Raw genomic sequence first — 23,346 nt, 5'->3', positions numbered from 1 at the left:
AGTGACTTGGGTTTTTACAGCTTAGCAGACTAAAAGGGAAGAAATGTGATAACTCGTTGAAAATGGGTGGTTATAAAGCGTAGATTGCACCAAATTTGGTTTGTTTGCTCGCTTTTTGTACGAATCTTAGCTCCAGTTAAGCTGGTTTGTTCCACGTTTTTTAGCGTCCGCAAGCATCTTGCCAAGACGATCGAGCACATACTCTGGCGTATCGGACTCTTTGAAAGACGTCGATACAGCAGCTAAGGTAATCATGATATTTTGCTCACGGAACTTAAAGGGTAATTGGCTAATATCACGCTGGATATGCTTAATCAGATCCAGTGTGTATTCTTCAGATTGTTCCGGGACGAGTAGAATAAACTCCTCGCCACCAAAGCGAGCCACTGTTTCCGTTTCTGATACGCGCTTGTTAATAGTACGAGCGATGATCTTCAGCGCTTTATCGCCAGCCGTATAACCATAGCTATCATTCACCGCTTTGAAGTTGTCTACATCAAATAGCACAACACGAAGGTTTTGCTGAGAGCGAATCCAACGGCGATACTCTAGCTCTAGTCGATCGTTAAATGCAGTGCGGTTATAAACTTTAGTCAGCGGGTCGAGCAACATACGCTGAGCTTGGTCATCTAAGCGTCGACGATAATCTTGCGTAGTTTCAAATACCGCTTCGAGTTGGTTCTTACTGTAACTTAACCGCTCTTGCAGCGCTTGCTCTCGCTCTTCCGTCATTTTCAGTCGCTCTGTCAGCGACGCCATTTTTTCGAGAAGAGGCGTGATTTCTTTTTTCACAACCGCGATATCTTGAGCTTGATTAAGTGACTTTTGGCTTAATTCAACCAAGCTGTTCATTTCTGTGTTGAGCTCTTGGCGGTGTTCAAAGTAGGTATGATGCTGGTCGACGTTCTGATGAACGGTTTTTAGGTTACTTGCGAGAGAAGTGTTCAGCTGATCAAGGAATTGGCTTGACGCCTCGCGCTCGAACTTTGTTGCTTCGACAACCAATTTCAGCGTTGAGAGCGTAAGCTCAATGAGAGACTCGGCACTCACGCCAAGGAGCAACTTAGCGCGAATATCCAGCAATCTATCGCCTGATTCTCCCTCGAAATCCAGCTCTGTAATAGTATGTTGAAGGTCGCTGGCCAAGCATTCAAGTTGAGATCTGTCAGGATTGTTTTCAAATTCACTAAGATGTAGACGTGAATTAGACGTAATGATTTTCAGAGCGCGTTCGTAAATACTCAGTAGCTTAGTGGCTTGATCAGCTTTATTGCTGGCGTGAACTTCAGAGAAACTCATCAGGTTCCGTAGTTCACGTTTTAACTGCGCAGGTAAGCCCGTGACACGTTGCAGTGTTTCACCACTGTGCTTGATTTGTTCGTCAAGGTAACCGTTTTGTTTATCCATCGTCTTCGACTGCTGTTTGAGCATCCTCTCTAATACCGCTAAACGCGGGATAAGAGTGCTGATATCTTTTTGATGTTGCAGCTCTTGTTGGATTTCAAATAGGTAGTTGGATACCTGAGTGTTCGAACCCTGGCAAGCTGAAGACAATGATGCCACAACGCGTTTAAGAACTTGTTGTTCACGTTTGAATTTGAGTGAAGTATCACGATGAGTCAGTCTGAGTTGGTCAAGTTGACAACTCAGCTGATGCAGCTGCGACTGAATATCGGATTCCAAGATTCCCATGAAGTGACTACGGTTAAGTCCATGTACTACTGACAATTATCTGATAATAACAAAAAACTTTATAGCGTCATTAGTTATTACGTTCAACAGGCGTTTAATTATCCATTTTTTAATATTTTCTTGATGTCGTCCTCATTCTTGTAGGACGAATGGATCTTGATCAGGCCTTGGCTAATGGCATGTTGACAGGCAGTTCTTATGTTACCTGTTGCAAAGCTAGCAGCAGGCGCATTATCGATGGCTTTTAAGAACACCCAGTGGCTTTGCTTATCCTTCAAGCTGACTTCTCGTGCGATGTGAGTAGCAAGCAATAACAGATCGAGTAATTCCTCATCGTTAATTGCAGTGTAGGCTCGGGGTAAGAACGGATAATCGCTGATGCCCATACGAATAATACGATTGACGTTGTGCTGCTGTGCGAACTCATCCACCCAAGTCTGGAATTTTTCGAACATGACTTCGGCAGAAGCATCACGGTCAGCGTTCGGTTCTATGTAGAGTAAGTTCGCATCTGAGAAATGGTAAAGACGCGACGGTTTTTCTATTTTTTCCGCAAGGAAGTCGCCAAATGCCCGTTCTAGTTCTAGACCTGCCTTATAGCCGTTATGGACGTACATGCTTCGTAAGAATGGCAAATCGATCATAACAAAGCGTAGGCGATCATTAAGTGGTTCGTGGATCAATTCACCCATTTGCCATTGCTCGAAAGTTTCGCTCGACTTTTTCAATGAGCGAGAAAGCTTAACATTCAGCATACGCAAGTTACGTAAACGAGAGCGAGAGTGGGTGAAGAGGTCGTTACGCAGTTTTTCGATTTCACTTGCTTGGCGCTGCATAATGACACCACGGCGCATAATGAACAAAAACATGACCAAGACAGTAATAAACAATGCAAATGAGATTTTCTGGAATTTACGATGCTCTCTTTCCACTTGCTCTAAGCGTTCTGATTGACCGATGTAATGGATGGTTTGTTCGGCAAATTCTTTTTGCTGACGGAACGCATCCTCACTGATTTGGTTAAGCTGCTTTTGTTCTAGACGAACGAGGTTGGTGTATTTTTTATAAGCTTGCAGAGAAAGTTTGTATTCGCCTGCCTGCTCGTAACCCAACCCAAGTAAACGGTATGACTGCTGCTTAATGAAGTTGTTATTTTCAGGTGACTTTTCAGCAAGTGCTAACGCCAGCTTAGCATTAGTAATGACGTCTTTACTGTCATTTTGATGATAAGCCAGACCTGACTGAAGCAGGGCAGCCTTTGCTTCAAGCTTAGGAATATTGGTGTATTCTAAAAGCTCTTTAGAGCGGTCTAAGTACTGCTCTGCTAGCGCGTAGTTATAGAGTTGTAGGTAGGTAGCCGCCAAGCTTAAGCGAATTTTAATGATTCTATTGATGTTCTTACTGGTACTTTCATGGTCAAGCACGTTGAAGTAATGCACTAACGCAAGGTTAAACTTACCCTGATAAAAGTAGATGTCGCCCATTTGCTCTAGGACGTCCGCTAGGATCGGAGAGCTAGGGTAAGAGTCATAAAAATCTGCGGCTTGAGATAAGTATTCGATCGCTTTGTCGTACACTCGTCGCTCCTGGAAGAGCCTAGCCAAAAGGCGATTCACTTTTGCTAATCTTGCACCACTGTTACTTTCAATAGATTGCCAATAACCGTATAGCAGCTCTGACAAAGCCAAATTGTATTTCTTGCTATTGAGGTAAAACTCGCCGACGGCTGTGTAGTAGTCGATCAAGGCTAACTCAGAGCGGCTATCGTCAAGCATGGTCTTTGCTTCAGAGTACAAGTTTTCCGCTTTAATGATATCGCCACTATGTGAAGCGAGGAGTGCTCTTTGCATCACTAGTCGGTAGCGAACGCTGTCGGTGCGTTGTAATACGGCATCGGCTTCATCGAGCTGTTGTTCAATTTGGTTAAGCGTGTCTTCCGCTTTTGAGTAGTTTTCGTCGTACATCCAAATCATTTGGTTGCGCATCAGCTGGAGATCTAAGTCCATGTACGGCAATTGATATTCTTGCGCTAAGCGTTCCGCTTTATTTAGGTGCTCGATAGCCGAACGAACATTACCCATGGCGTAATCTGCCTGAGCGATAATCTTGTGCGCTTCGATGGTGCTGCTTGGTGTGCGAACGCTACGATCTGTTTCGTCGCGAGACATGGCTGAAGGGCTGTCACTTTCTTTGCGTTCTGTTAGTTCACGCTGTGACAAATAGTTGGTTGCCGCTTGTTTTGCTTGTGATGGCTCTATTTCCGCCAATTGTTGTGCTTCGTTGAGTAACGCGGACGATAAAATGGTAGCATGAAGTGGCTGTACAAACAGCAAGCAAAGAAAGCCAATCAACTTGAATAGACGCGAACTGTCCCAAAACATCCTTTCGTTCCCTCGAACTGTTTTTAGATATGGCGATAACGGCGAAAAGCCTCAATTAGCCGTTTAAATGCGGGTTGAAGCCATTTGATATAGTAACATGCCTGGACAATAAAAACGTCCGGCAACCCTTTAGATTGCCGAACTTATTTCTGTTGCCTATGCGCTTACTGACGAGCCATACGGTGATTGTGAGCTGGCTTATCTTGTTCCGTTGAGCGGTAAGGGTTGATATCCAAGCCTCCACGGCGCGTATAGCGGGCAAATACGGTCAGTTTGCTTGGTTGGCAATATTTCATTAGATCCGTAAAAATACGCTCTACACACTGTTCGTGGAACTCATTGTGCTCGCGGAAAGACACTAAGTAACGTAACAGCTTCTCACGATCTATTTTTGCGCCTTGGTAGCGAATTTCTACACTGCCCCAGTCGGGTTGGTTAGTGATCAAACAGTTTGATTTCAATAGGTGGCTATGTAGCACCTCTTCAACTTGTATTTCACCTGCCGCACCTTCAAGCAAATCGGCATCAAAATCGTAACTGGTGATGTCAATGTCTTGGTCATCTACACATTCACCGTCCATTGTCACGATAGGTTGATTGGTATAGTGGGTCACTGGATTCACCTCAACCAGCACCTTTTCACCTGCGCATTCAGAAAGGTCTTGTGTTAAACGCTCAGTCACTTCTTCCCAGCTTGCAAAGCGGGTTTGGTTATAGCTGTTTAAGTACAGTTTGAAAGACTTCGATTCAATCAAGTTTGCGCTGGTGGCTGGAATGTATACTTCGCCAACGGCCACTTGTGGTAAACCTTTACTATTTAACCAAGACAGTTCGTACAGCGTCCAAATGTCGTGCCCCATGAAAGGCAGAGTATCGCCTAACTGGAGGTCATCTCGGTTCAGGCTGCGAGGGACTGGTTGCAGCAAGCTTGGGTCATACTGGTTCGCATACTCGGTCGTTTTACCTAGTGTTAAGCCAGCAAGCTCTTTAGCGTCAGAATATTTGCTCATACTTTGTGGTCGTTTTCGATTAGAATGGCGAGAATTTTACTGAATCCGCTGGTCAATTGCCATCCGGCAAGTACGGCTATCTGATAAATAAGGAATGAGGAGACCTTCATGACCCAAAACGTTACTCAGGCGCTACAAGAGTTCAGCCTGCGCTACCAACAAGCTTGGCAAGCTAAGCACAATGAGTTGCCAAGCAGTGAAGAGCTTGCAGAGCTTGTTTCTCCTTGTGTCGAAGAGAAGCGTGATGGAAAGGTGCTTTGGAAAGCGGTCGCACGTGATGAAATGGCCGATTTCACCAATGTGGAAAATGCGATTGAGTTGTCACTGCAAGATGATGTTAAAGCCTTTTATGGTTCTCAATACTGCGCTGATATGGAGGCAACTTGGCAAGGTAATTCGTTGACGCTGCTGCAAGTGTGGAGCGATGACGATTTCGTGCGTCTACAAGAAAATATTCTTGGTCATTTGGTGACGCAGCGCCGCTTGAAACTTAAACCAACAGTATTTATAGCAGCGACAGATGAGGAAATGGATGTGATTTCTATTTGTAACCTCACTGGCAATGTGATTCTAGAGCGTTTGGGCACCTCTAAACGTGATGTATTGGCAGATTCATTGGTTGAGTTCTTGAATAAGTTAGAGGCTGCCGTCTAAGTATGTATGTTGTTGAGTTGCAGTTTGAGTGTTTTGATAACACCACCGTCAGCGCGGTAGACAAAGCCATTAATGGCTTGATGGATGCTCTGCGTTACAACGGCCAAGTATTAGGTCGTGAATTCCCAATAGTGATGGGAGAAGGTGAATTTTTCGTTCGTGTTGTTTGCCCAGAACAAGACAGCTTGCATCCACGTTATCACTCAGATTTCGTCAAAGTGTGCATGAACCGTTTGTCGGATGCGTCTTTGCTTGCACCGAAAATGCGCATGCTGGGGCGTGATTTGAATTCAGAACAAGCAGCCGAAGAAGAGACACCTAGCTGGCAAGTGTTGTACACGACTTATGTTCATACGTGTTCGCCTTTGCGAAGTGGTGAAACCCTGTTGCCAATTCCTTTGTATCGTAATGAGCCAACACTTAATGGAGACCATAAAGCCGTCATTAAGTGGCAGACTGAGTGGCAAGCGTGTGATGAAATCCAAATGGCAGGGGGTTGCCGAGCGGAACATGCGGCGCTGCACGAAATTTGCGATGTGGATAGTGTGCTGTTTCGCCGAGGTTGGGACTTACGTGGCCGTATCGAATACATCACGAAGATCCCTACGTACTATTACCAGTATCGTGTCGGTGGTCAGTCGCTGGAGAGCGAGAAAGCGCGCAAGTGTCCAAAATGCGATGGCGAGTGGCTACTCGATGAGCCACTACATGACATATTTCATTTTAAGTGTGATGACTGCCGAATCGTGTCGAATATCTCTTGGGACCATCTTAAGTAGCGAATTGAAGCTACTTAAATGGGTAGATAGACAAATAGAAAGGGCTGATGTTTTCACATCAGCCCTTTTGTGTTTAGAACGTTTATGTTTAGAACGTTGTTTTCAGTCATGTTTTGAAAAGTGGGATTACCAACCTTTCACAACACCGCCTTTGAACAGCTCTTTTGCCGCTTCGTAAACTTCTTCCGTTTGGTAAGCTTTTACGAAGTTTTGTACGTTTTGCGCATTAACATTTTCTTCGCGAGCGACAATTAGGTTTACGTATGGTGAGTCTTTATCTTCAACGAACACGCCGTCACGCTCTGGCGATAGGTCGATAGAGCTTGCGTAAGTGGTGTTGATGATAGATAGCGTTACGTCATCCAATGAACGCGGAAGCTGTGGGGCTTCTAGTTCAATGATTTCGATATTTTTAGGGTTGCCTACGATGTCACGTACTGTAGCGAGTAGACCAACGCCATCACGTAGCGTAATCAAACCTTGTTGCTCAAGAAGCAGTAGTGAGCGACCTAGGTTAGTTGGGTCGTTTGGTACTGCGATGCGTGCGCCATCTTGAATTTCATCAATTGATTTTACTTGCTTTGAGTAACCAGCAATAGGGTAAACGAATGAGTTACCCGCGATAGCCAGTTTGTAGCCGCGGTCTTTCACTTGTTGATCTAGGTATGGTTTGTGTTGGAACGCATTCGCGTCTACTGAACCATCATCCAGAGCGGCGTTTGGTGTTACGTAATCGGTAAATGTTACTAGCTCAACGTCTAGGTTGTATTTCTCTTTTGCTACTTTAGCGGCAACTTCGGCTACTTGTGCTTCAGCACCAGCAATAACGCCAACTTTTACTTTGTTTACGTCTACTTCTTTGTCGCCGCAACCCGCTAGAGCAAGAGCAGAGGCAGCCGTTGCTACAGTCAAAAGACCTTTAAGGCTAAATTTCATCTTTATCTCCTTATAATTTGTATTTTTGATACTTATCTGTGGTCTACACGGCGCACCACTGCGTCACCGATAGACTGAATAATCTGTACTAGAACAATCAACATCACGACAGTCACGGCCATGATAGTTACATCGTAGCGGTGGAAACCGTAACGAATGGCTACGTCACCTAGGCCGCCGCCGCCTACCGTACCCGCCATAGCTGAGTAGCTAACGAGAGTGACCAAGGTAATCGTTACTGAGTTAACAATAGTCGGCATTGCTTCAGGTAGTAGAACTTTTGTGATGATCTGTGTTGGTGTCGCCCCCATTGACTGCGCTGCTTCCACCAAGCCTGTCGGTACTTCTAATAAAGCACCTTCAATAAGACGAGCGACAAAAGGAATGGCGCCAATAGTCAGTGGGACGATTGCTGCGGTTGTACCGATAAAGGTTCCAACTAGCATTTTTGTCACTGGAATAATCGCAACCATCAGTACGAGGAATGGCACAGAACGACCAATGTTAACGATAGCGCCTAAGCCGCTATTTAGTTTGGTGTTTTCAAGTAGGCCGCCTTTCTTAGTAATATGGAGGATTACGCCTAATGGAATACCCACAGCAAAGCCGACTAATCCGGCAACCGCAACCATGTAAAGCGTTTCCCACGTTGCACCTAAAAGTAGTTTGCTGTTTAAGCTCAGCCATTCAGAAATCGTATTAAAGGACATAACCAAGTACCTCTACTTTTACGTTGTGCTTACGCAGGTATTCAAGAGCTGCGTTGTCATCTTCTTCGTTACCAAATAGCTCTGCGACCATCATGCCGAATTTCACGCCACCAGCGTAATCAAGGTCGGAACTCAAAATACTCACATCAATATTGTATTTACGAGAAATTTGCGACATTAACGGTGCATCGACGGTTGCGCCAGTAAACTCTAAGCGAACCAACGGGTAGCTGCCATCAACACGCTCTGCTTGCAGACGAGCTTGGTAATCTTCAGGAATGGAAAGATCCAGCGTTGAGCGAATGAATTGGTGTGCCAGCTCTGTCTTAGGGTGCGCAAAAATATCGCCAACGGTGCCTTTTTCCACCAGCTCACCACCACCGATGATTGCTACTTCGTGACAGATACTTTTTACGACTTCCATTTCGTGAGTGATAAGTAAAATCGTGATGTTGAGTTTGCGGTTGATCTCTTTCAATAACTCAAGGATAGATTGAGTTGTTGCCGGGTCTAGCGCACTAGTGGCCTCATCACAAAGCAGCACGCTAGGATCGGATGCCAATGCACGAGCAATTGCCACACGCTGTTTTTGGCCGCCACTTAAGTTAGATGGGTAGCTCTCGTGTTTGTCGGCTAAGCCTACAAGCTTTAGCAACTCAGTTACTTTTGTTGTGATTTGCGATTTGTCTTTACCTGCCAGTTCTAGTGGCAGTGCTACATTATCAAACACAGTACGAGACGAAAGCAGGTTAAAGTGCTGGAAGATCATGCCAATGTTACGGCGTGTTTCGACTAGTTGTTTTTTGCTGAGTTTGGTTAGATCCACACCATCAACGATGATGGAACCAGAGGTCGGCGCTTCTAACATGTTTACGCAGCGAATCAGCGTACTTTTACCAGCACCTGATGAACCGATAACACCAAAGATGGTGCCTTTGTCGATGTGTAGGTTAATGTCTTTCAGGGCAAGGATTTCCTTACTGCCTTGGTAGAACACTTTATTGACGTTTTTTATTTCTATCATGTTTCAACCTGCCCAAAGATACGGGGAACTTCGCTGTCAAAAACGGCCTTTGACAGAACTTAATGTTGAGCTTTATCTCAATTTTCAGTTGATGCTATGGGTTAAGCAGAATGAAGTCAATAGATATTTTTACGTCTAGACGTCTAAATGTATGGATGTTCTGTTTTGAAACGAAGATGTATAGATAACAAGCAGGAGGTAGACGGCGGGGCACCCTCAGATTTACCGATTCTTGCCCAACAAATCAACCGTTTTGTCGAGGCCTAGAATGGATTAGATAGTGTTGAAGTTTATAAGGTATGTAATAATCTGATTAAACCGAGTTAATAGAGAAATACGTTTTGGCAAAACCTGCTGTTTTTATCGATCGTGATGGCGTGATAAACGTTGACCACGGCTACGTTCATGACGAACATGATTTTGAGTACATTGATGGTGTATTTGAAGCGACGAAAGCGCTAAAAGATAAAGGCTACCTTCTAGTGTTAGTGACGAATCAATCGGGCATCGCACGCGGTAAATTCAGTGAAGACCGTTTCTTGTCTCTGACTCAATGGATGGATTGGAACTTTGCTGATAATGGTGTTGAGTTCGATGGTATCTATTACTGTCCACATCATCCAGAACATGGCATTGGCGAGTACAAGCAAGATTGTGAGTGCCGTAAGCCAAAACCAGGTATGTTCATTTCTGCGCGTGACTTCTTGAAGATCGACATGGAGAAATCTGTGATGATCGGCGATAAAGCTGAAGACATGATGGCAGCAGAAGCGGCAGGCGTTGGCACTAAGATTTTGGTTCGCACTGGTAAGCCAGTAACGGAACAGGGCGAAGCCATTGCAACGGTAGTATTGGATAGCATTGCAGATGTGCCTGCGTACTTAAACAAGTAATATTCATTACTGACTGAGATAAGGGAAGCCACTGCTTCCCTTTTGTTTGATTCCTTCTTTTAATCTGAACACTTATGAGCAAAAAACTCACCATTCTTGATATCGCAAAATTGGCAGGCGTGGGCAAATCGACAGTAAGCCGTGTGCTTACTAACGATCCAAAAGTGAAACCCCAAACGCGAGAGAAGGTAGAGCAAATCATTCGTGAATCAGGCTACGTCCCATCAAAGTCGGCGCAGTCGATGCGTGGTGGCAGCCAAAAAGTCATTGGGGTTATCATCTCCCGTTTGGATTCACCATCAGAAAATCGCGCCGTTGGTACCATGCTCAATGCTTTGTATTCCGCTGGTTATGATGCGGTGATCATGGAGAGCCAATTCGATCGCGATAAAACCAATGAACATTTGGATGTGCTTAAACGTCGCAACGTCGATGGGGTGATCGTGTTTGGCTTTACTGGATGTGATGAGCGAGCATTGGCGGAGTGGGGGAATCGTATCGTCGTGATCGCGATGGACACGCAAATGGTTTCCTCGATCAACTACGATAACCAAGGTGTGATAGACATGGCTTTGTCTCACCTTGAGCAGCAATCTTTATCTCGCATTGCTTATATTGGTGTTGATCCTGAAGACAAAACCACTGGCTTAGCTCGTCTAAATGCTTATAAAGCTTGGTGTCAACGCAAGCAAATTACACCTTGTTTCCAAACGGGTAAGTTGAGCCATGAAAGTGCTTATCAGTTGGTAGACAAAGTCCTTCAATCTGATACTCAGGCCATCGTGTGCGCCAGTGACACTATCGCGTTGGGCGTGATTAAGCGTCTTCAAGAGTTAGGACGTGAAGACGTGGTTGTGACAGGTGTTGGTGGTAATGAATTGCTCTCTTTCCTTTTCCCTAAAGTATTTAGTGTCGACCCAGGTTATACCCTTGCAGGTGAGAAGTCCGCTAACATGCTGATCAATCAATTAAATGGCGATGAGGAAGTGGTTCACTTTACTCAACAGCCTATCGTTTATTGACCCACACTAAAACGATCTGCTCTAAAATTATACTGTGATCACTCTCAATTAATGGGACTGTTCCCATTTTGTTTTTTGCCTTCGGATGGCAATATTAAAATCAAGAAATGGGAATGTTCCCATTTATAAAAACAAAATGATGAATCGAATGTATCCAATACAGGGTGGACAAAGTTATGAGTAAGATTGCGCGTAAAGACGCGGAGCGTCTTATTGAGCTGGTCGGGGGGCCGGACAATATTGCCAGTGTAAGTCACTGTTTAACTCGCTTGCGTTTTGTTCTAAATGATACGGACAAAGCAGATACGAAACAGTTAGAAGCATTACCGATGGTGAAGGGCTGTTTTACCAACGCAGGCCAGTTCCAAGTGGTTATCGGTACTGAAGTGGATGAAGTTTACAAGGTACTGATCGGACTGACGGGTAAAAGTGAAGCCAGCAAAGACGAAGCGAAGAACGCTGCTCGTCAAAACATGAATATCGTTGAGCGTGGTATTTCCCACCTTGCAGAAATCTTTGTACCACTGCTACCAGCGATCATCACCGGTGGTCTGATCCTTGGTTTCCGTAACGTGATTGGCGACATCAAGATGTTTGATGGTCAAACGCTAACGGAAATCAGCCAGTTTTGGGCAACGGTACACTCTTTCTTATGGCTGATTGGTGAGGCGATCTTCTTCTTCCTACCAGTTGGCGTGTGTTGGTCGACAGTGAAAAAGCTCGGCGGTACTCCGATTCTGGGTATCACGCTTGGTGTGACATTGGTTTCTCCGCAGTTGATGAACGCCTACCTGATTGGTAAGCAAGTACCCGAAGTGTGGGACTTTGGCTTATTCGCCATCGAGAAAGTGGGCTACCAAGCGCAAGTGATTCCGGCAATGCTCGCTGGTATGGCACTGGCGTTTATTGAAACCAACTTAAAACGCATCATTCCGTCTTACCTTTACCTAGTGGTTGTGCCGTTTGTCTCTATCATCGTGTCTGTGATTCTTGCGCACTCTATTATTGGTCCATTCGGCCGTATGTTGGGTGACGGCGTTGCTTTCGCAGCAAAAGCAGCCATGACAGGTGACTTCGCAATGATTGGCTCAACCATCTTCGGCTTCCTATACGCGCCATTGGTCATTACTGGTATTCACCACACCACCAACGCGGTTGACCTTCAATTAATGCAAGAGCTAGGCGGCACGCCAATTTGGCCTCTGATTGCGCTTTCAAATATTGCTCAAGCGTCTGCGGTCGTCGGCATCATTATCATCAGTAAAAAACATGGCGAGCGTGATATCTCGGTGCCTGCGGCTATCTCTGCTTACCTTGGTGTGACCGAGCCGGCGATGTACGGTATCAACTTGAAATACAAGTTCCCAATGCTGAGCGCGATGATCGGTAGTGCGTGTGCTGCTGCTATTTGTGGTAGTGCGGGCGTAATGGCGAACGGTATCGGTGTGGGCGGTTTGCCGGGCATCTTGTCTATCCAACCGCAGTTCTGGGGCATTTTTGCTTTGGCTATGTTAGTCGCAATGCTAGTACCTGCTGCATTAACGTTAATTCTTTATAAGCGTGCACAAGCCAAAGGTGAGCTTGAGCCTGCAAACGCGTAATTCTATTTGAGGCAGTGACTGGGCTGCCTCCTCCTATTTTTCTTTTCAAATTTTAAGTTTCCGATTACTGGTAAGTGAGTGTTAGAAATGGCTATGACCAAGCATGATGAGAGCTGGTGGAAAACCGCAACCATCTATCAAATTTACCCAAAAAGCTTTTGTGACAGTGGCAGTAAAGGCACGGGCGACATCAAAGGGATCATTTCTAAGCTGGATTATCTTAAGCATCTTGGTGTGGATGCGATTTGGCTGACGCCGGTTTACCAATCGCCAATGATCGACAACGGTTATGACATATCCGATTACTACTCGATCAACCCTGAGTTCGGCACTATGGAAGATTTCGATACTTTGCTAGCAGAAGCGCATCAGTTGGGTATTCGTATCATCATGGACATTGTAGTGAACCACACGTCGACAGAACACAAGTGGTTCCAATCCGCACTGGGTGATAAAAACAGCCCATACCGTGATTACTACATCTGGAAAGATCCGGTAGATGGTGCTGAACCAAACAACTGGCAATCAAAGTTTGGTGGCAACGCTTGGGCGCTGGATGAAAAAACAGGTCAGTACTATTTGCACCTTTTTGCTAAAGAGCAAGCGGACTTAAACTGGGAAAACCCAGTAGTGCGTGAAGAAGTGAAAGAAGTCATCAGCTTCTGGGCAGAGAAGGGAGTCGATGGTTTCCGTCTCGACGTTATCAACCTGATTTCCAAGCAGCAAGATTTTCCAAGTGACGATATTGGTGATGGTCGCCGCTTCTACACCGACGGCCCACGCGTGCACGAATACCTTCAAGAGATTAGCGAATCTGTGTTTCAAAAATACGGCAGCGTAACAGTGGGTGAAATGTCTTCCACCACACTAGATCACTGCCAGCAATATTCTTCGCTAGACGGCAAAGAGCTATCCATGGTGTTCAACTTCCATCATCTGAAAGTCGATTATCCAAATGGTGAAAAATGGACCAAAGCGCCGTTTGATTTCATTCAGCTAAAACAGATCTTCAATCATTGGCAAGCGGGCTTAAATGGCAAAGGGTGGGGGGCGCTGTTCTGGTGTAACCACGACCAGCCACGCGTTGTGAGCCGATTAGGTAACGACGAGCAATACCGTGTTGAATCTGCCAAGATGCTTGCGGCATCAGTGCACATGATGCAAGGCACACCTTATGTTTACCAGGGGGAAGAGATCGGCATGACCAACCCGGGTTATACCGAAATCAGCCAATATCGTGATGTTGAAAGTACTAACATGTACGACATTATGGTCAACCGTGATGGTGTATCTCATGACGATATGATGGCGATCTTGGCACAGAAGTCGCGTGATAACTCACGTACACCAATGCAATGGAACAGTGCAAAACACGCGGGCTTTACTGAGGGAACGCCGTGGCTTGAAGTGGCGCAGAATTACTCTGAAATCAATGCTGAAGCTGCGGTTGCCGATTTGAACTCGGTGTTCTACTTTTACAAACGTCTGATTGAACTGCGTAAACAGGTTCCAGTCATCACCGATGGCCGTTATGAAGATTTACTGCCAGAGCACAAACGTATTTTCGCTTACGCTCGTCAGAACGATAAGCAAACGCTGCTGTGTATCAATAACTACTACGCTGAAGAGGTGGAATGCGTTCTGCCAGAACGTTTTGATATGAGTAAGGCGAAAAACTTGCTATCTAACTATCAAAACTCAGCGAGCGCAGTCGCGTCAAACCATCAAGTGTTACGACCTTACGAAACTCGTATTTTATTGATAGAAGAATAAACTCGGGTGTCATCACCCCTAAGATTGATGTTCGAGATGAAGGCTTTGGTGTGCTCCCAAAGCCTTCTTTTATTGAGATATCTATAAAAAATGCGAGCTTATTTTGTTTCAATCGCTGTTAGCTGCACTTTCTCTTCGTTGATTTGTACTTGTTGTACTTTCAGCAGTTCAATTTGTTCTATCAGACCTAAGCTCGGATTAAACCAACGTTCTGCCGAAGTGGCGAACTCCATTGAGTCCATATCATCACAGTTTAGGTTGTAGATGTTCTCTTCCATCAGGTATGCCGCTTCAATTTTCTTGCCTGAGATCGAGAACGCTTTACGCATACCAGTCTCTCGGATTTGCTGTTGCCAAACCACTTGGCAAGATGCTGTCATAGGAAGGTTTTGTACCCACTCATGATCTTCAAAACGGTCTAGAAGGTTGTGAACTGCGTAGCCTGTAAGAGTGGTTTGCAGAGACATAGTTTCTTCACCGATGTCAATATTCGGGCTTTTCTCTTTTACGTCGTCACCGTTTAGGCGGAAAATCGGACTGCTGTGCATAAGCATGGCAATAAACTGATGACCAATGAAATAAGCGTCAGTGATTTCATGGAGTGCACCATCTGATCCTGCAAAGTAAAGCGTATTGCTCTCTTCGTCGTCGTTGTACTGCTCGTCTGAATAGTAGAACTGTTCGGCGCCGTAGTTCACCAAGTCATTAACCAACTGGACCATTGCTTCGCTGTTTGGGATTTGTGCCAATGCTGCCAATATTTGCTCGCTATCCATCGCTTGGAAGCTCAGTTTCATGTCGCCTTCTGGTTGGCCATCCAAGCTAAATGCGTAGTTTAGCTGTGTACTTGGCGTGGGAGCGAAGATTGAGTTGTGAATCGAGACGTCGAAACTTTCTTGAGGCACTTTGTTTGGATTCGCACTGCCAGAAGACGAACCTCCGCCACAGCCGTAAAGAGCCAGAGTTGCTGCTGCGATAAGCGTCATTTTGTTTAGCATGGTTTACATTCCTGATTGATAAGGCCGCTTCATGTTGGGCCGTTGCTTGAATGCGAGCATGCTAAGTTCAGTGAGAGAAAAAGGGCAAAAAACAAAAGATAACAGGGGGTAATGAAAGCTTAATTTTATATTTAGGTCTTTGTTTTATTTGGGGTTATTTCGTTGGCCACATTAGTGCAATACTCGTTAATGAGCGCTTTCCATCGGCTTATGATTTCTTGATCGGTCACACTAACATGCAACGTTTTCCACGGTTGGAGGCAAGTCTCTTTTGATTCAGATTGAGAAAGACGCTCAAACAAGGTTTCGGAAGGTAAAACGCGCAGCAGCGCCACCAGTGATTCCATGTAGTTGAGACGGAACTGTTCAAGTTTGTTCTGCTTATAAGCAATGTGAGACACAAAGGTATAAATCAGTGCGTTTTGGATACGTGAGTCGCCATCTGGTGTCGTTAACAGAGCTTTTGCCCTGTCTAAGTTACCTAATTTGAAATGCAATAGACCTAACCAGAGGCTCAGCTCATCTGGCAAAACATCAAACGACGATTGTACTTGAGTTAAATACGCTTCCAGCTTTTGATGTTCGTGCTCGTATAAGGCGAGATGTCTTGCCGTTGTTATAGCCGCAAACTCATCAGATTGTCGGAGAGGTTGGCTAGAAAAGGCATTCTCGAATAACATTTTTTTGTGAATATCCGAAAGCTGCCACGTACTTGCCGAAGGTGCAGGCAGATTGAAGTATTGCGCGACATCCGAGTGCATTTGGAAAATATCCGATTGTAGGTCAGATAAACGCAGTGTGTACTCATTGCGAAACGCCAGCTTGCCCGTCGCAGGATAAATAAGGTTCATCTGCGCTTTCAAGATGCCTTGCTCTGCGCCGTCTTTTAACTCGATATTGAGCTCGTAGTCGCTGGTCTGCATGTTTCGTGCGCCAGGGAAATATGGCGTATGACCGATAGGATCAAGAAAGTAACTGGGAGCATCTTGGTTGGCGATGTCGGTGTATGGATATTCGACCTGTTGTTGCAGCAAGATGGCTTTGACCAGTATGCGGTATTTTCGCGCCTGAGAGCCGATTGAATCGACACGGTTGAGTAGTAGCTCGACTTTGGGAATCAGTAGTTGATGACGTGTTTGTTGTGTTGAGATTTCTTGGCGTTGCCATAACAAGCTTGCGAGTGTCATGCTACATACCGCAAGTATGGCACATAAGCTGTAAGCAAAAATCAGCTTGAAGTTCTTATTACTCGCCACCTGGGTTGAGATAACGCGCCGATGGTTTTTCGCTGGTGGCACTAAACGAATATTGGCAGGGTTAAGAAAGTAGCCTTTGCGGGGGTAAGTGACTAAAAGCTTAGCGGCATCGTATTCGGGTAAGTACTGCTGTAGCAGTGCACGTAAGGTGCTAATGCGGTTCGTGAGCACATTCTTAGAGATGAACTTGCTCTGCCAAATGGTTTCAATAATGGTGTCAGCAGAGAGTGGGTGGCCAACGCTTGTTAACAGCAGTTCTAATAATTCAACGGTGCGAGGTTCAAGATCAATCGCGATAGCATCTTGATGAAGGCTCTGTGTCTTCGGGTAATAGATCAGCTCTCCAATCGCAATACAACTGTGAGTCTGTTTAGCTTGTTGCAGAAAGTCGCGCATACCGTACCGATCTATTTGGAAATCGCGAAGTATTATATAGCGATTGGAGCGCGAAATCTTATAAATCGCGCTTCAATCATTATCAAAAATTTATGAACCGTAGGTCACGGAATAGCGGTGCGGTTTGTGGTTCATCGCTAACACGACATTGAGTGCAAACGCCCCCAAAATTGAAAGGCCAATCACTTCTGGTGTGACAAAGAAGAATGAAGCAAACAGGATACATGCATCGATTGCCATTTGGCTTTTGCCAACTGAAATGCCAAATTTGTCTTGGATAAACAAACACAGCACGTTAAAGCCACCTAAGCTGGAGCGATGTCTGAATAGGATCAGCATACCGAGCCCCATTAAAAGCCCGCCTGCGACGGCGCAATAAACTTCATTTACCGATTCGAGCGAGATTAGCAAATAAAGATGATCGGCAAAGATAGAAACCAACGCGCCAGAAATGGCACTATTAATGGCGAAATGACGGCCGAAGCGTTTCCATGCTAGTAAGTAAAAAGGACTGTTTGCTAAAAAGTACAGCACACCAAAGGTAAAAGGTGTAAATTGGCTAACAAGCAGAGCCAATCCAGTCGTGCCTCCCGTTAGAAGGTTCGCGGATTGGAGAAAGAAAACGCCTTGAGCTACTAAAAAGGTACCCGTGAGAATCGCTATCCAGTCTTCTTTTAATGAGTGTTTTTCCATCAATGTTGCAGTCATTAGTGATAAATAAGGCGTGCATAGTAGTAAAAAGATGATCTTTTCGGTAGCTAGAGGGTAAAATTTACGGTAAACCTATGTAATTGCTGTTTTACAGGGTGTAAAGCACAAATTTGACAGGCAATAGATTGTCGTTATGCGATTGCAATGCTGGCATGATAAACATTGCTTGTCATCATGAAAAAACTGCATGAGAAAAATTGTAAATTTCTCTTTATGACCTAAATCAAATTATGTAGAATGCGCGCCATTAGGGTGACGAAAACGTTTGCTTCGGGTCATTCAACAGTTTTTTTGCAACTTTCAGTACTAATCTGAGTCAGGAGATACAGATGCTTAAGCGTGATATGAACATCGCAGATTACGATGCGGAACTGTTCGCAGCTATCCAGGAAGAAACTCTTCGCCAGGAAGAACACATTGAACTTATCGCTTCTGAAAACTACACAAGCCCACGTGTAATGGAAGCGCAAGGTTCTCAGCTAACGAACAAATACGCTGAAGGCTACCCAGGTAAGCGTTACTACGGCGGTTGTGAGTACGTAGATAAAGCTGAAGCACTAGCAATTGAGCGTGCATGCCAACTATTTGGTTGTGAGTACGCTAACGTACAGCCTCACTCAGGTTCTCAAGCAAACAGCGCAGTTTACATGGCGCTTCTTAACCCAGGCGATACAGTTTTAGGCATGAGCCTAGCGCACGGTGGTCACCTAACTCACGGTTCACCAGTAAACTTCTCTGGTAAGCACTACAACGTTATCCCTTACGGTATCGATGAAGCTGGTCAAATCAACTACGACGAGATGGAACAGCTAGCACTTGAACACAAACCTAAGATGATCATCGGTGGTTTCTCTGCTTACTCGCAAATCGTTGATTGGAAACGCATGCGTGAAATCGCTGACAAAGCAGGTGCTTACTTATTTGTTGATATGGCGCACGTAGCTGGTCTTATCGCTGCCGGTGAATACCCAACACCAGTACCGCATGCTCACGTGGTAACAACAACGACGCACAAAACACTAGCAGGTCCTCGCGGTGGTCTTATCTTGTCAAATGCTGGCGAAGATATGTACAAGAAATTGAACTCAGCAGTGTTCCCTGGTGGTCAAGGTGGTCCTCTAATGCACGTTATCGCTGGTAAAGCAGTAGCGTTCAAAGAAGCGATGGAGCCAGAGTTCAAAGCTTATCAAGCTCACGTAGTGAAAAACGCAAAAGCAATGGTTGGTCAGTTCCAAGAGCGTGGCTACAAAATCGTATCTAACGGTACAGAAAACCACTTGTTCCTTGTTGACCTAATCGACAAAGATATCACTGGTAAAGACGCAGACGCGGCACTAGGTGCAGCAAACATCACTGTAAACAAGAACTCAGTACCAAATGACCCACGCAGCCCATTCGTAACGTCTGGTATTCGTGTAGGTACGCCAGCGATCACTCGCCGTGGCTTCACTGAAGAAGATGCAAAAGAGCTAGCAAACTGGATGTGTGACGTTCTAGATAACATCGGCAACGAAGAAGTTATCGAAGCGACTAAACAGAAAGTGCTAGAAATTTGTAAGCGTCTACCAGTTTACGCATAACTGCTTTTCATCGAGTGAGTCGATTTCGGTGTCGAACATACTCATTTGCTCGCGCAAACTCCGTGTGTTCTTCTAGAACGCGACTCATCTATTTTGAACGTTGATATACTAAAGGTCCTCAATTGAGGGCCTTTTTGTTTGTCTGGCGTTTGGAATGAGATATAGCGAGAGTGTGTGATAAGAGGATGGCTACCAACACTGTCCCTTTTCAATATATCCAAACCACGTCATTCCGACGAGCCTAGGCGAGATCAGGAATCTTGTTGAGGCACACTCTTTTACTCAGAGTTTCCCTAAAAATCATCAGTATTCTGAAAACTGATTCTGAATCACGCTCGTTCCTCGCTGTTCAGAATGACAGTGGTAGAATGGCTTTTTATCATCATTTTCCAGATACAAAAAAGGTTGGCACTGAGCCAACCTTTCTTTTCAAAACAAGCTTTTCAAAACAAGCGAGAGCTTATTTAATCTCGATACCTTGAGCTTGCATATCGGCATGGTAAGAAGAGCGCACAAATGGACCACACGCTGCATGCGTGAAGCCAAGTTCTAGTGCAACTTCTTTTAGCTCGTCAAACTCTGATGGTGGAACGTAACGTTCTACTGGCAAGTGGTGACGGCTTGGCGCTAGGTACTGGCCTAGAGTCAGCATCGTTACGCCGTGTGCGCGTAGATCTTTCAGTACTTCGATGATTTCTTCTTTGGTTTCACCAAGGCCCATCATCAAACCAGACTTGGTCGGTACATCGGGATGCTGCTCTTTGAACTTCTTAAGAAGCTCAAGTGACCATTTATAGTTCGCACCTGGGCGAGCTTTACGGTAAAGACGTGGCGCTGTTTCTAAGTTGTGGTTGAAGACATCTGGCGGATTGTCTTTCATTAGATCAAGCGCTACATCCATGCGACCACGGAAGTCAGGAACCAGTGTTTCAATCTTAATATGCGGGTTTAACGCACGGATCTCGCGGTTACAATCGGCAAAGTGTTGTGCACCGCCGTCACGCAGATCGTCACGGTCAACAGAAGTGATTACTACGTATTTCAGCTTCATATCGGCAATGGTTTTCGCCAGTTTTTGAGGCTCTTCTGCTTCCGGTGGTAATGGGCGGCCATGAGCAACGTCACAGAAAGGACAACGACGAGTACAAATAGCACCTAAGATCATGAAGGTTGCTGTACCGTGGTTAAAACATTCCGCTAGGTTCGGGCAAGATGCTTCTTCACATACGGAGTGAAGTTTATTCTTACGCATCGCCGCTTTGATGTCTTGAATTCGTTGGCTGTCGGCTGGTAGCTTGATCTTCATCCAATCAGGCTTACGTAGCACTTCTTTCTGCTCTGTAGGCATGTTCTTTACGGGAATCAATGCCATTTTATCGGCGTCACGATATTTAACGCCTTTTTCCATCTGGATTGGTTTGCTCATGCTTTATTACCTTGAGAAGGTGCTTCTGTGCTGAATTCTACTTGCTCATAATCGAGCAAAGTAACGAGTTCTTCTATTAATTGTTTTTCTACGGCTTCTACATTGTCTGGGCCGCCAAATTGGCTGACCTGAACCATTTCCATACCTTCATAACCACAAGGGTTAATACGCAGAAACGGTGTTAAATCCATATTTACGTTCAAGGCTAAACCATGAAACGAGCATCCTTTACGAATGCGTAAACCGAGAGAGCATATTTTCTTACCGGCAACGTAGACACCTGGTGCGTCAGGTCGCGCGGCTGAGTCAATATTGTATGCTTTTAGCGTGTTGATCACGAGGCTCTCGATTGTGGTAACGAGATCTCGTACACCTAATTTTTTGCGGCGTAGGTTGATCAAGAAGTAGGCGACCAACTGACCAGGGCCATGATACGTAACCTGGCCTCCGCGATCACTTTGTACAACAGGAATATCGCCAGTGTTAATCAAGTGCTCAGCTTTACCTGCCTGTCCTTGCGTAAATACTGGGTTATGTTCTACCAACCAGACTTCATCACGGGTTTCTTCTGTGCGTTGGTCGGTGAACTCATGCATCGCCTTCCATACAGGCTCATAGTCTTGGCGGCCAAGTCGTTTTACAACAAGTTGGTGTTGCATGGGAATTCCTGTTGCTAATATATAAAGTTTTTGGATTATAAACCGGATAACCCTGATGCTCTACCGCTGCGTAACAGATTTTTAACTGAAAGCGATGTAAAGCCTCGTTATCTCTTTGATAAGTAATAAAAAAGCAGCCAGGGCTGCTTTCAAAAAAAATTTAATATATCAAAAAATTATAGAACCATGCGTACGATGTCAATTTCACCTAACTCTTTGTACAGTGTCTCAACCTGCTCGATAGAGGTTGCAGTAATGTTGATTGACACAGAGTGGTAGTTGCCCTTAGCACTTGGTTTAACGGTCGGGCTGTAGTCACCTGGAGCATGGCGCTGAATAACTTCAAGAACAAGCTCTGGAAGTTCAGGCTTTGCATGACCCATTACCTTGTAAGTAAATGAACAAGGGAACTCAAGCAGGTCTTTTAATTTTGCATCAGAGTTGATGGTTAGCATATCGATAACTCCAGTAGATATTCGTTGCGGTGCGAAATAGTACAGTCAAATTAGGGGGAACTCAAGACGAGGAGCTCAAACTTAAAAAGCCGCCCATTCAGGCGGCTTTGCGAATAAGTTTGCTACTCTAACGTTCTTTTTAGAAGAAGCTCTTGAATAACAATACGATGTAATCCCACATGCGGCTAAATAGACTACCTTGCTCTACGGTTTCTAGTGCCATTAGTGGGTACTCGGCAATATCTTCACCATCGATCTGATAGTATAGCTTACCAACTACATCACCTTTATTAATTGGGGCTTCTAGCTCTTTTTCAAGGACGAAGCTTGCTTTTAGGTTTTTCGCTTCACCACGCGGTAGTGTTACGTAAGTATCTTGGTCAAGACCCAGTGCTACGGTGTCTTTGTTACCCATCCACACTTTTTCTTCTACGAACGTTTCACCTGCTTTGTGCGGTGCCACTGTTTCGAAGAAGCGGAAGCCGTAGCTTAGCAGCTTTTTGCTTTCTGACTTACGAGCATTGGCATCTTTAGTACCCATAACGACCGCAACCAAGCGCATTTGACCTTCAGTTGCTGAACTTACTAGGCTGTAACCCGCATTACTTGTGTGACCCGTTTTGATGCCGTCAACGTTCATGCTCTTATCCCAAAGTAGACCGTTACGGTTGTATTGGGTGATGCCGTTGTAAGTAAATTTCTTCTCTGAGTACACTCGGTACTCATTTGGTACGTCACGGATAAGTGCTTTACCTAGCAGTGCCATGTCGTATGGTGTTGAGTACAATTCTGCGTTATCTAAGCCATGAACGTTGGCAAAGTGCGAGTTAGTCATACCCAATGTGTTGGCCCAAGCGTTCATTAGGTCAACAAATGCATCTTCTGAACCTGCAATATGTTCTGCCATCGCAACACAGGCATCGTTACCTGACTGGACGATGATACCTCGGTTCAGGTCACGTACTTTAACTGTTGTGCCTACTTCAATGAACATCTTTGATGAATCAGGGAAGTTTTTCGCCCACGCATTTTTACTGATGGTGACATCATCATCTTCTGAGATATTACCACGCGCTAGCTCTTGGCCGATTACATAGCTGGTCATCATCTTAGTCAGACTAGCTGGAGACAATTTTGTGTTCATCTCTTTCTCTGCCAGTACTTTACCTGAATGGTAATCCATCAGCACGTAGCCCTTCGCCGCGATTTGAGGGGCATCTGGAACAACGATAGGTGATGCAAGAGCAGATTGAGCGAAAGTTGCAGAAAGGGCAACCGAAGAAACGAGAATAGATTTCACAAACTTATTTTTATTCATGGTAATTCAAATTTTTGGGTTAACTGCAGACATCTTATCAGAATCCCTAGTTATGTAAGAGGGGGATCAAAG

Annotated in this window: 20 protein-coding genes; 7 read left to right on the top strand and 13 right to left on the bottom strand. The window is 45.0% G+C overall.

Features of this window, described 5'->3' with window-relative positions:
• Positions 1-126 precede the first annotated feature (126 nt).
• From R7Z50_RS20265 to queF, 3 genes are all read right to left on the bottom strand, one after another.
• Positions 127-1,692 (bottom strand): sensor domain-containing diguanylate cyclase, encoded by a 1,566-nt coding sequence (locus R7Z50_RS20265; protein WP_005381978.1) that lies wholly within the window; start codon positions 1,690-1,692, stop codon positions 127-129.
• Between the two features lie 98 nt (positions 1,693-1,790).
• A complete protein-coding gene (locus R7Z50_RS20260; RefSeq protein ID WP_017635678.1) occupies positions 1,791-4,073 on the bottom strand; it encodes a tetratricopeptide repeat protein in 2,283 nt (760 codons plus the stop codon).
• 164 nt (positions 4,074-4,237) lie between these two features.
• Positions 4,238-5,083 (bottom strand): NADPH-dependent 7-cyano-7-deazaguanine reductase QueF, encoded by an 846-nt coding sequence (gene queF / locus R7Z50_RS20255; protein ID WP_149192382.1) that lies wholly within the window; start codon positions 5,081-5,083, stop codon positions 4,238-4,240.
• A 108-nt stretch (positions 5,084-5,191) separates the two neighbouring features.
• On the opposite strand from queF, the gene syd reads away from it, so the two are divergent.
• Complete coding sequence (syd, locus tag R7Z50_RS20250; RefSeq protein ID WP_005381970.1) at positions 5,192-5,737, top strand: SecY-interacting protein; 546 nt, start codon at positions 5,192-5,194, stop codon at positions 5,735-5,737.
• 2 nt (positions 5,738-5,739) lie between these two features.
• Positions 5,740-6,516, top strand: a complete 777-nt coding sequence (locus R7Z50_RS20245; RefSeq protein ID WP_005383605.1) for a Zn-ribbon-containing protein — start codon at positions 5,740-5,742, stop codon at positions 6,514-6,516.
• A gap of 126 nt (positions 6,517-6,642) precedes the next feature.
• Here R7Z50_RS20245 and R7Z50_RS20240 read toward each other — a convergent pair whose 3' ends face one another.
• Genes R7Z50_RS20240 through metN form a run of 3 tightly spaced genes read right to left on the bottom strand, consistent with a single transcriptional unit; the run spans position 6,643 to position 9,186 of the window.
• Positions 6,643-7,452 (bottom strand): MetQ/NlpA family lipoprotein, encoded by an 810-nt coding sequence (locus tag R7Z50_RS20240; protein WP_005381966.1) that lies wholly within the window; start codon positions 7,450-7,452, stop codon positions 6,643-6,645.
• A 32-nt stretch (positions 7,453-7,484) separates the two neighbouring features.
• Entirely contained in the window at positions 7,485-8,162 is a 678-nt protein-coding gene (locus tag R7Z50_RS20235) for a methionine ABC transporter permease (RefSeq protein WP_005383604.1), read from the bottom strand.
• On the bottom strand, positions 8,152-9,186 hold the full coding sequence (gene metN / locus R7Z50_RS20230; RefSeq protein WP_005381962.1) for a methionine ABC transporter ATP-binding protein MetN: 1,035 nt from the start codon (positions 9,184-9,186) through the stop codon (positions 8,152-8,154). The genes R7Z50_RS20235 and metN overlap by 11 nt, the downstream gene beginning before the upstream one ends.
• Positions 9,187-9,527: 341 nt before the next feature.
• On the opposite strand from metN, the gene gmhB reads away from it, so the two are divergent.
• From gmhB to treC, 4 genes are all read left to right on the top strand, one after another.
• Positions 9,528-10,079 carry a D-glycero-beta-D-manno-heptose 1,7-bisphosphate 7-phosphatase gene (gmhB, locus tag R7Z50_RS20225; protein ID WP_005381961.1) on the top strand — a complete coding sequence of 184 codons (552 nt, stop codon included), beginning with the start codon at positions 9,528-9,530 and terminating at the stop codon, positions 10,077-10,079.
• Positions 10,080-10,153: 74 nt separating this feature from the next.
• The gene (gene treR / locus R7Z50_RS20220) at positions 10,154-11,101 is read left to right on the top strand and encodes a trehalose operon repressor TreR (protein ID WP_033905853.1); all 948 of its coding nucleotides are present in this window, start codon (positions 10,154-10,156) and stop codon (positions 11,099-11,101) included.
• A 176-nt stretch (positions 11,102-11,277) separates the two neighbouring features.
• Positions 11,278-12,702, top strand: coding sequence for a PTS trehalose transporter subunit IIBC (gene treB, locus R7Z50_RS20215; protein ID WP_318149235.1), 1,425 nt, complete (start codon positions 11,278-11,280; stop codon positions 12,700-12,702).
• Between the two features lie 87 nt (positions 12,703-12,789).
• Positions 12,790-14,475, top strand: coding sequence for an alpha,alpha-phosphotrehalase (gene treC, locus R7Z50_RS20210; RefSeq protein WP_151514563.1), 1,686 nt, complete (start codon positions 12,790-12,792; stop codon positions 14,473-14,475).
• 98 nt (positions 14,476-14,573) lie between these two features.
• Here treC and R7Z50_RS20205 read toward each other — a convergent pair whose 3' ends face one another.
• The 3 genes from R7Z50_RS20205 to R7Z50_RS20195 form a co-directional block, all read right to left on the bottom strand.
• Positions 14,574-15,473 (bottom strand): hypothetical protein, encoded by a 900-nt coding sequence (locus tag R7Z50_RS20205; protein ID WP_104975934.1) that lies wholly within the window; start codon positions 15,471-15,473, stop codon positions 14,574-14,576.
• 131 nt (positions 15,474-15,604) lie between these two features.
• Positions 15,605-17,125 carry a winged helix-turn-helix domain-containing protein gene (locus R7Z50_RS20200; protein ID WP_151514564.1) on the bottom strand — a complete coding sequence of 507 codons (1,521 nt, stop codon included), beginning with the start codon at positions 17,123-17,125 and terminating at the stop codon, positions 15,605-15,607.
• 90 nt (positions 17,126-17,215) lie between these two features.
• On the bottom strand, positions 17,216-17,818 hold the full coding sequence (locus tag R7Z50_RS20195; protein ID WP_054579054.1) for a YitT family protein: 603 nt from the start codon (positions 17,816-17,818) through the stop codon (positions 17,216-17,218).
• Positions 17,819-18,165: 347 nt separating this feature from the next.
• Between R7Z50_RS20195 and glyA the strand changes: the two genes are divergently transcribed.
• Positions 18,166-19,416, top strand: a complete 1,251-nt coding sequence (glyA, locus tag R7Z50_RS20190; RefSeq protein ID WP_225478066.1) for a serine hydroxymethyltransferase — start codon at positions 18,166-18,168, stop codon at positions 19,414-19,416.
• Between the two features lie 460 nt (positions 19,417-19,876).
• Here the strand turns inward: glyA and lipA are convergent, their stop codons facing one another.
• From lipA to R7Z50_RS20170, 4 genes are all read right to left on the bottom strand, one after another.
• Positions 19,877-20,842, bottom strand: coding sequence for a lipoyl synthase (gene lipA / locus R7Z50_RS20185; RefSeq protein ID WP_005391329.1), 966 nt, complete (start codon positions 20,840-20,842; stop codon positions 19,877-19,879).
• Positions 20,839-21,501 (bottom strand): lipoyl(octanoyl) transferase LipB, encoded by a 663-nt coding sequence (gene lipB, locus R7Z50_RS20180; RefSeq protein WP_225478087.1) that lies wholly within the window; start codon positions 21,499-21,501, stop codon positions 20,839-20,841. The genes lipA and lipB overlap by 4 nt, the downstream gene beginning before the upstream one ends.
• A 176-nt stretch (positions 21,502-21,677) precedes the next feature.
• Positions 21,678-21,956: a DUF493 family protein YbeD gene (gene ybeD, locus R7Z50_RS20175; protein WP_005384135.1), complete on the bottom strand. Its 279-nt coding sequence runs from the start codon at positions 21,954-21,956 to the stop codon at positions 21,678-21,680.
• 139 nt (positions 21,957-22,095) lie between these two features.
• A complete protein-coding gene (locus tag R7Z50_RS20170) occupies positions 22,096-23,274 on the bottom strand; it encodes a serine hydrolase (protein ID WP_005384132.1) in 1,179 nt (392 codons plus the stop codon).
• Positions 23,275-23,346 lie beyond the last annotated feature (72 nt).

Source organism: Vibrio sp. 1249-1 (genome assembly GCF_033340495.1).
Note: the sequence above shows the minus strand (reverse complement) of the source record. Positions and strands in the feature narration are given on the sequence as shown.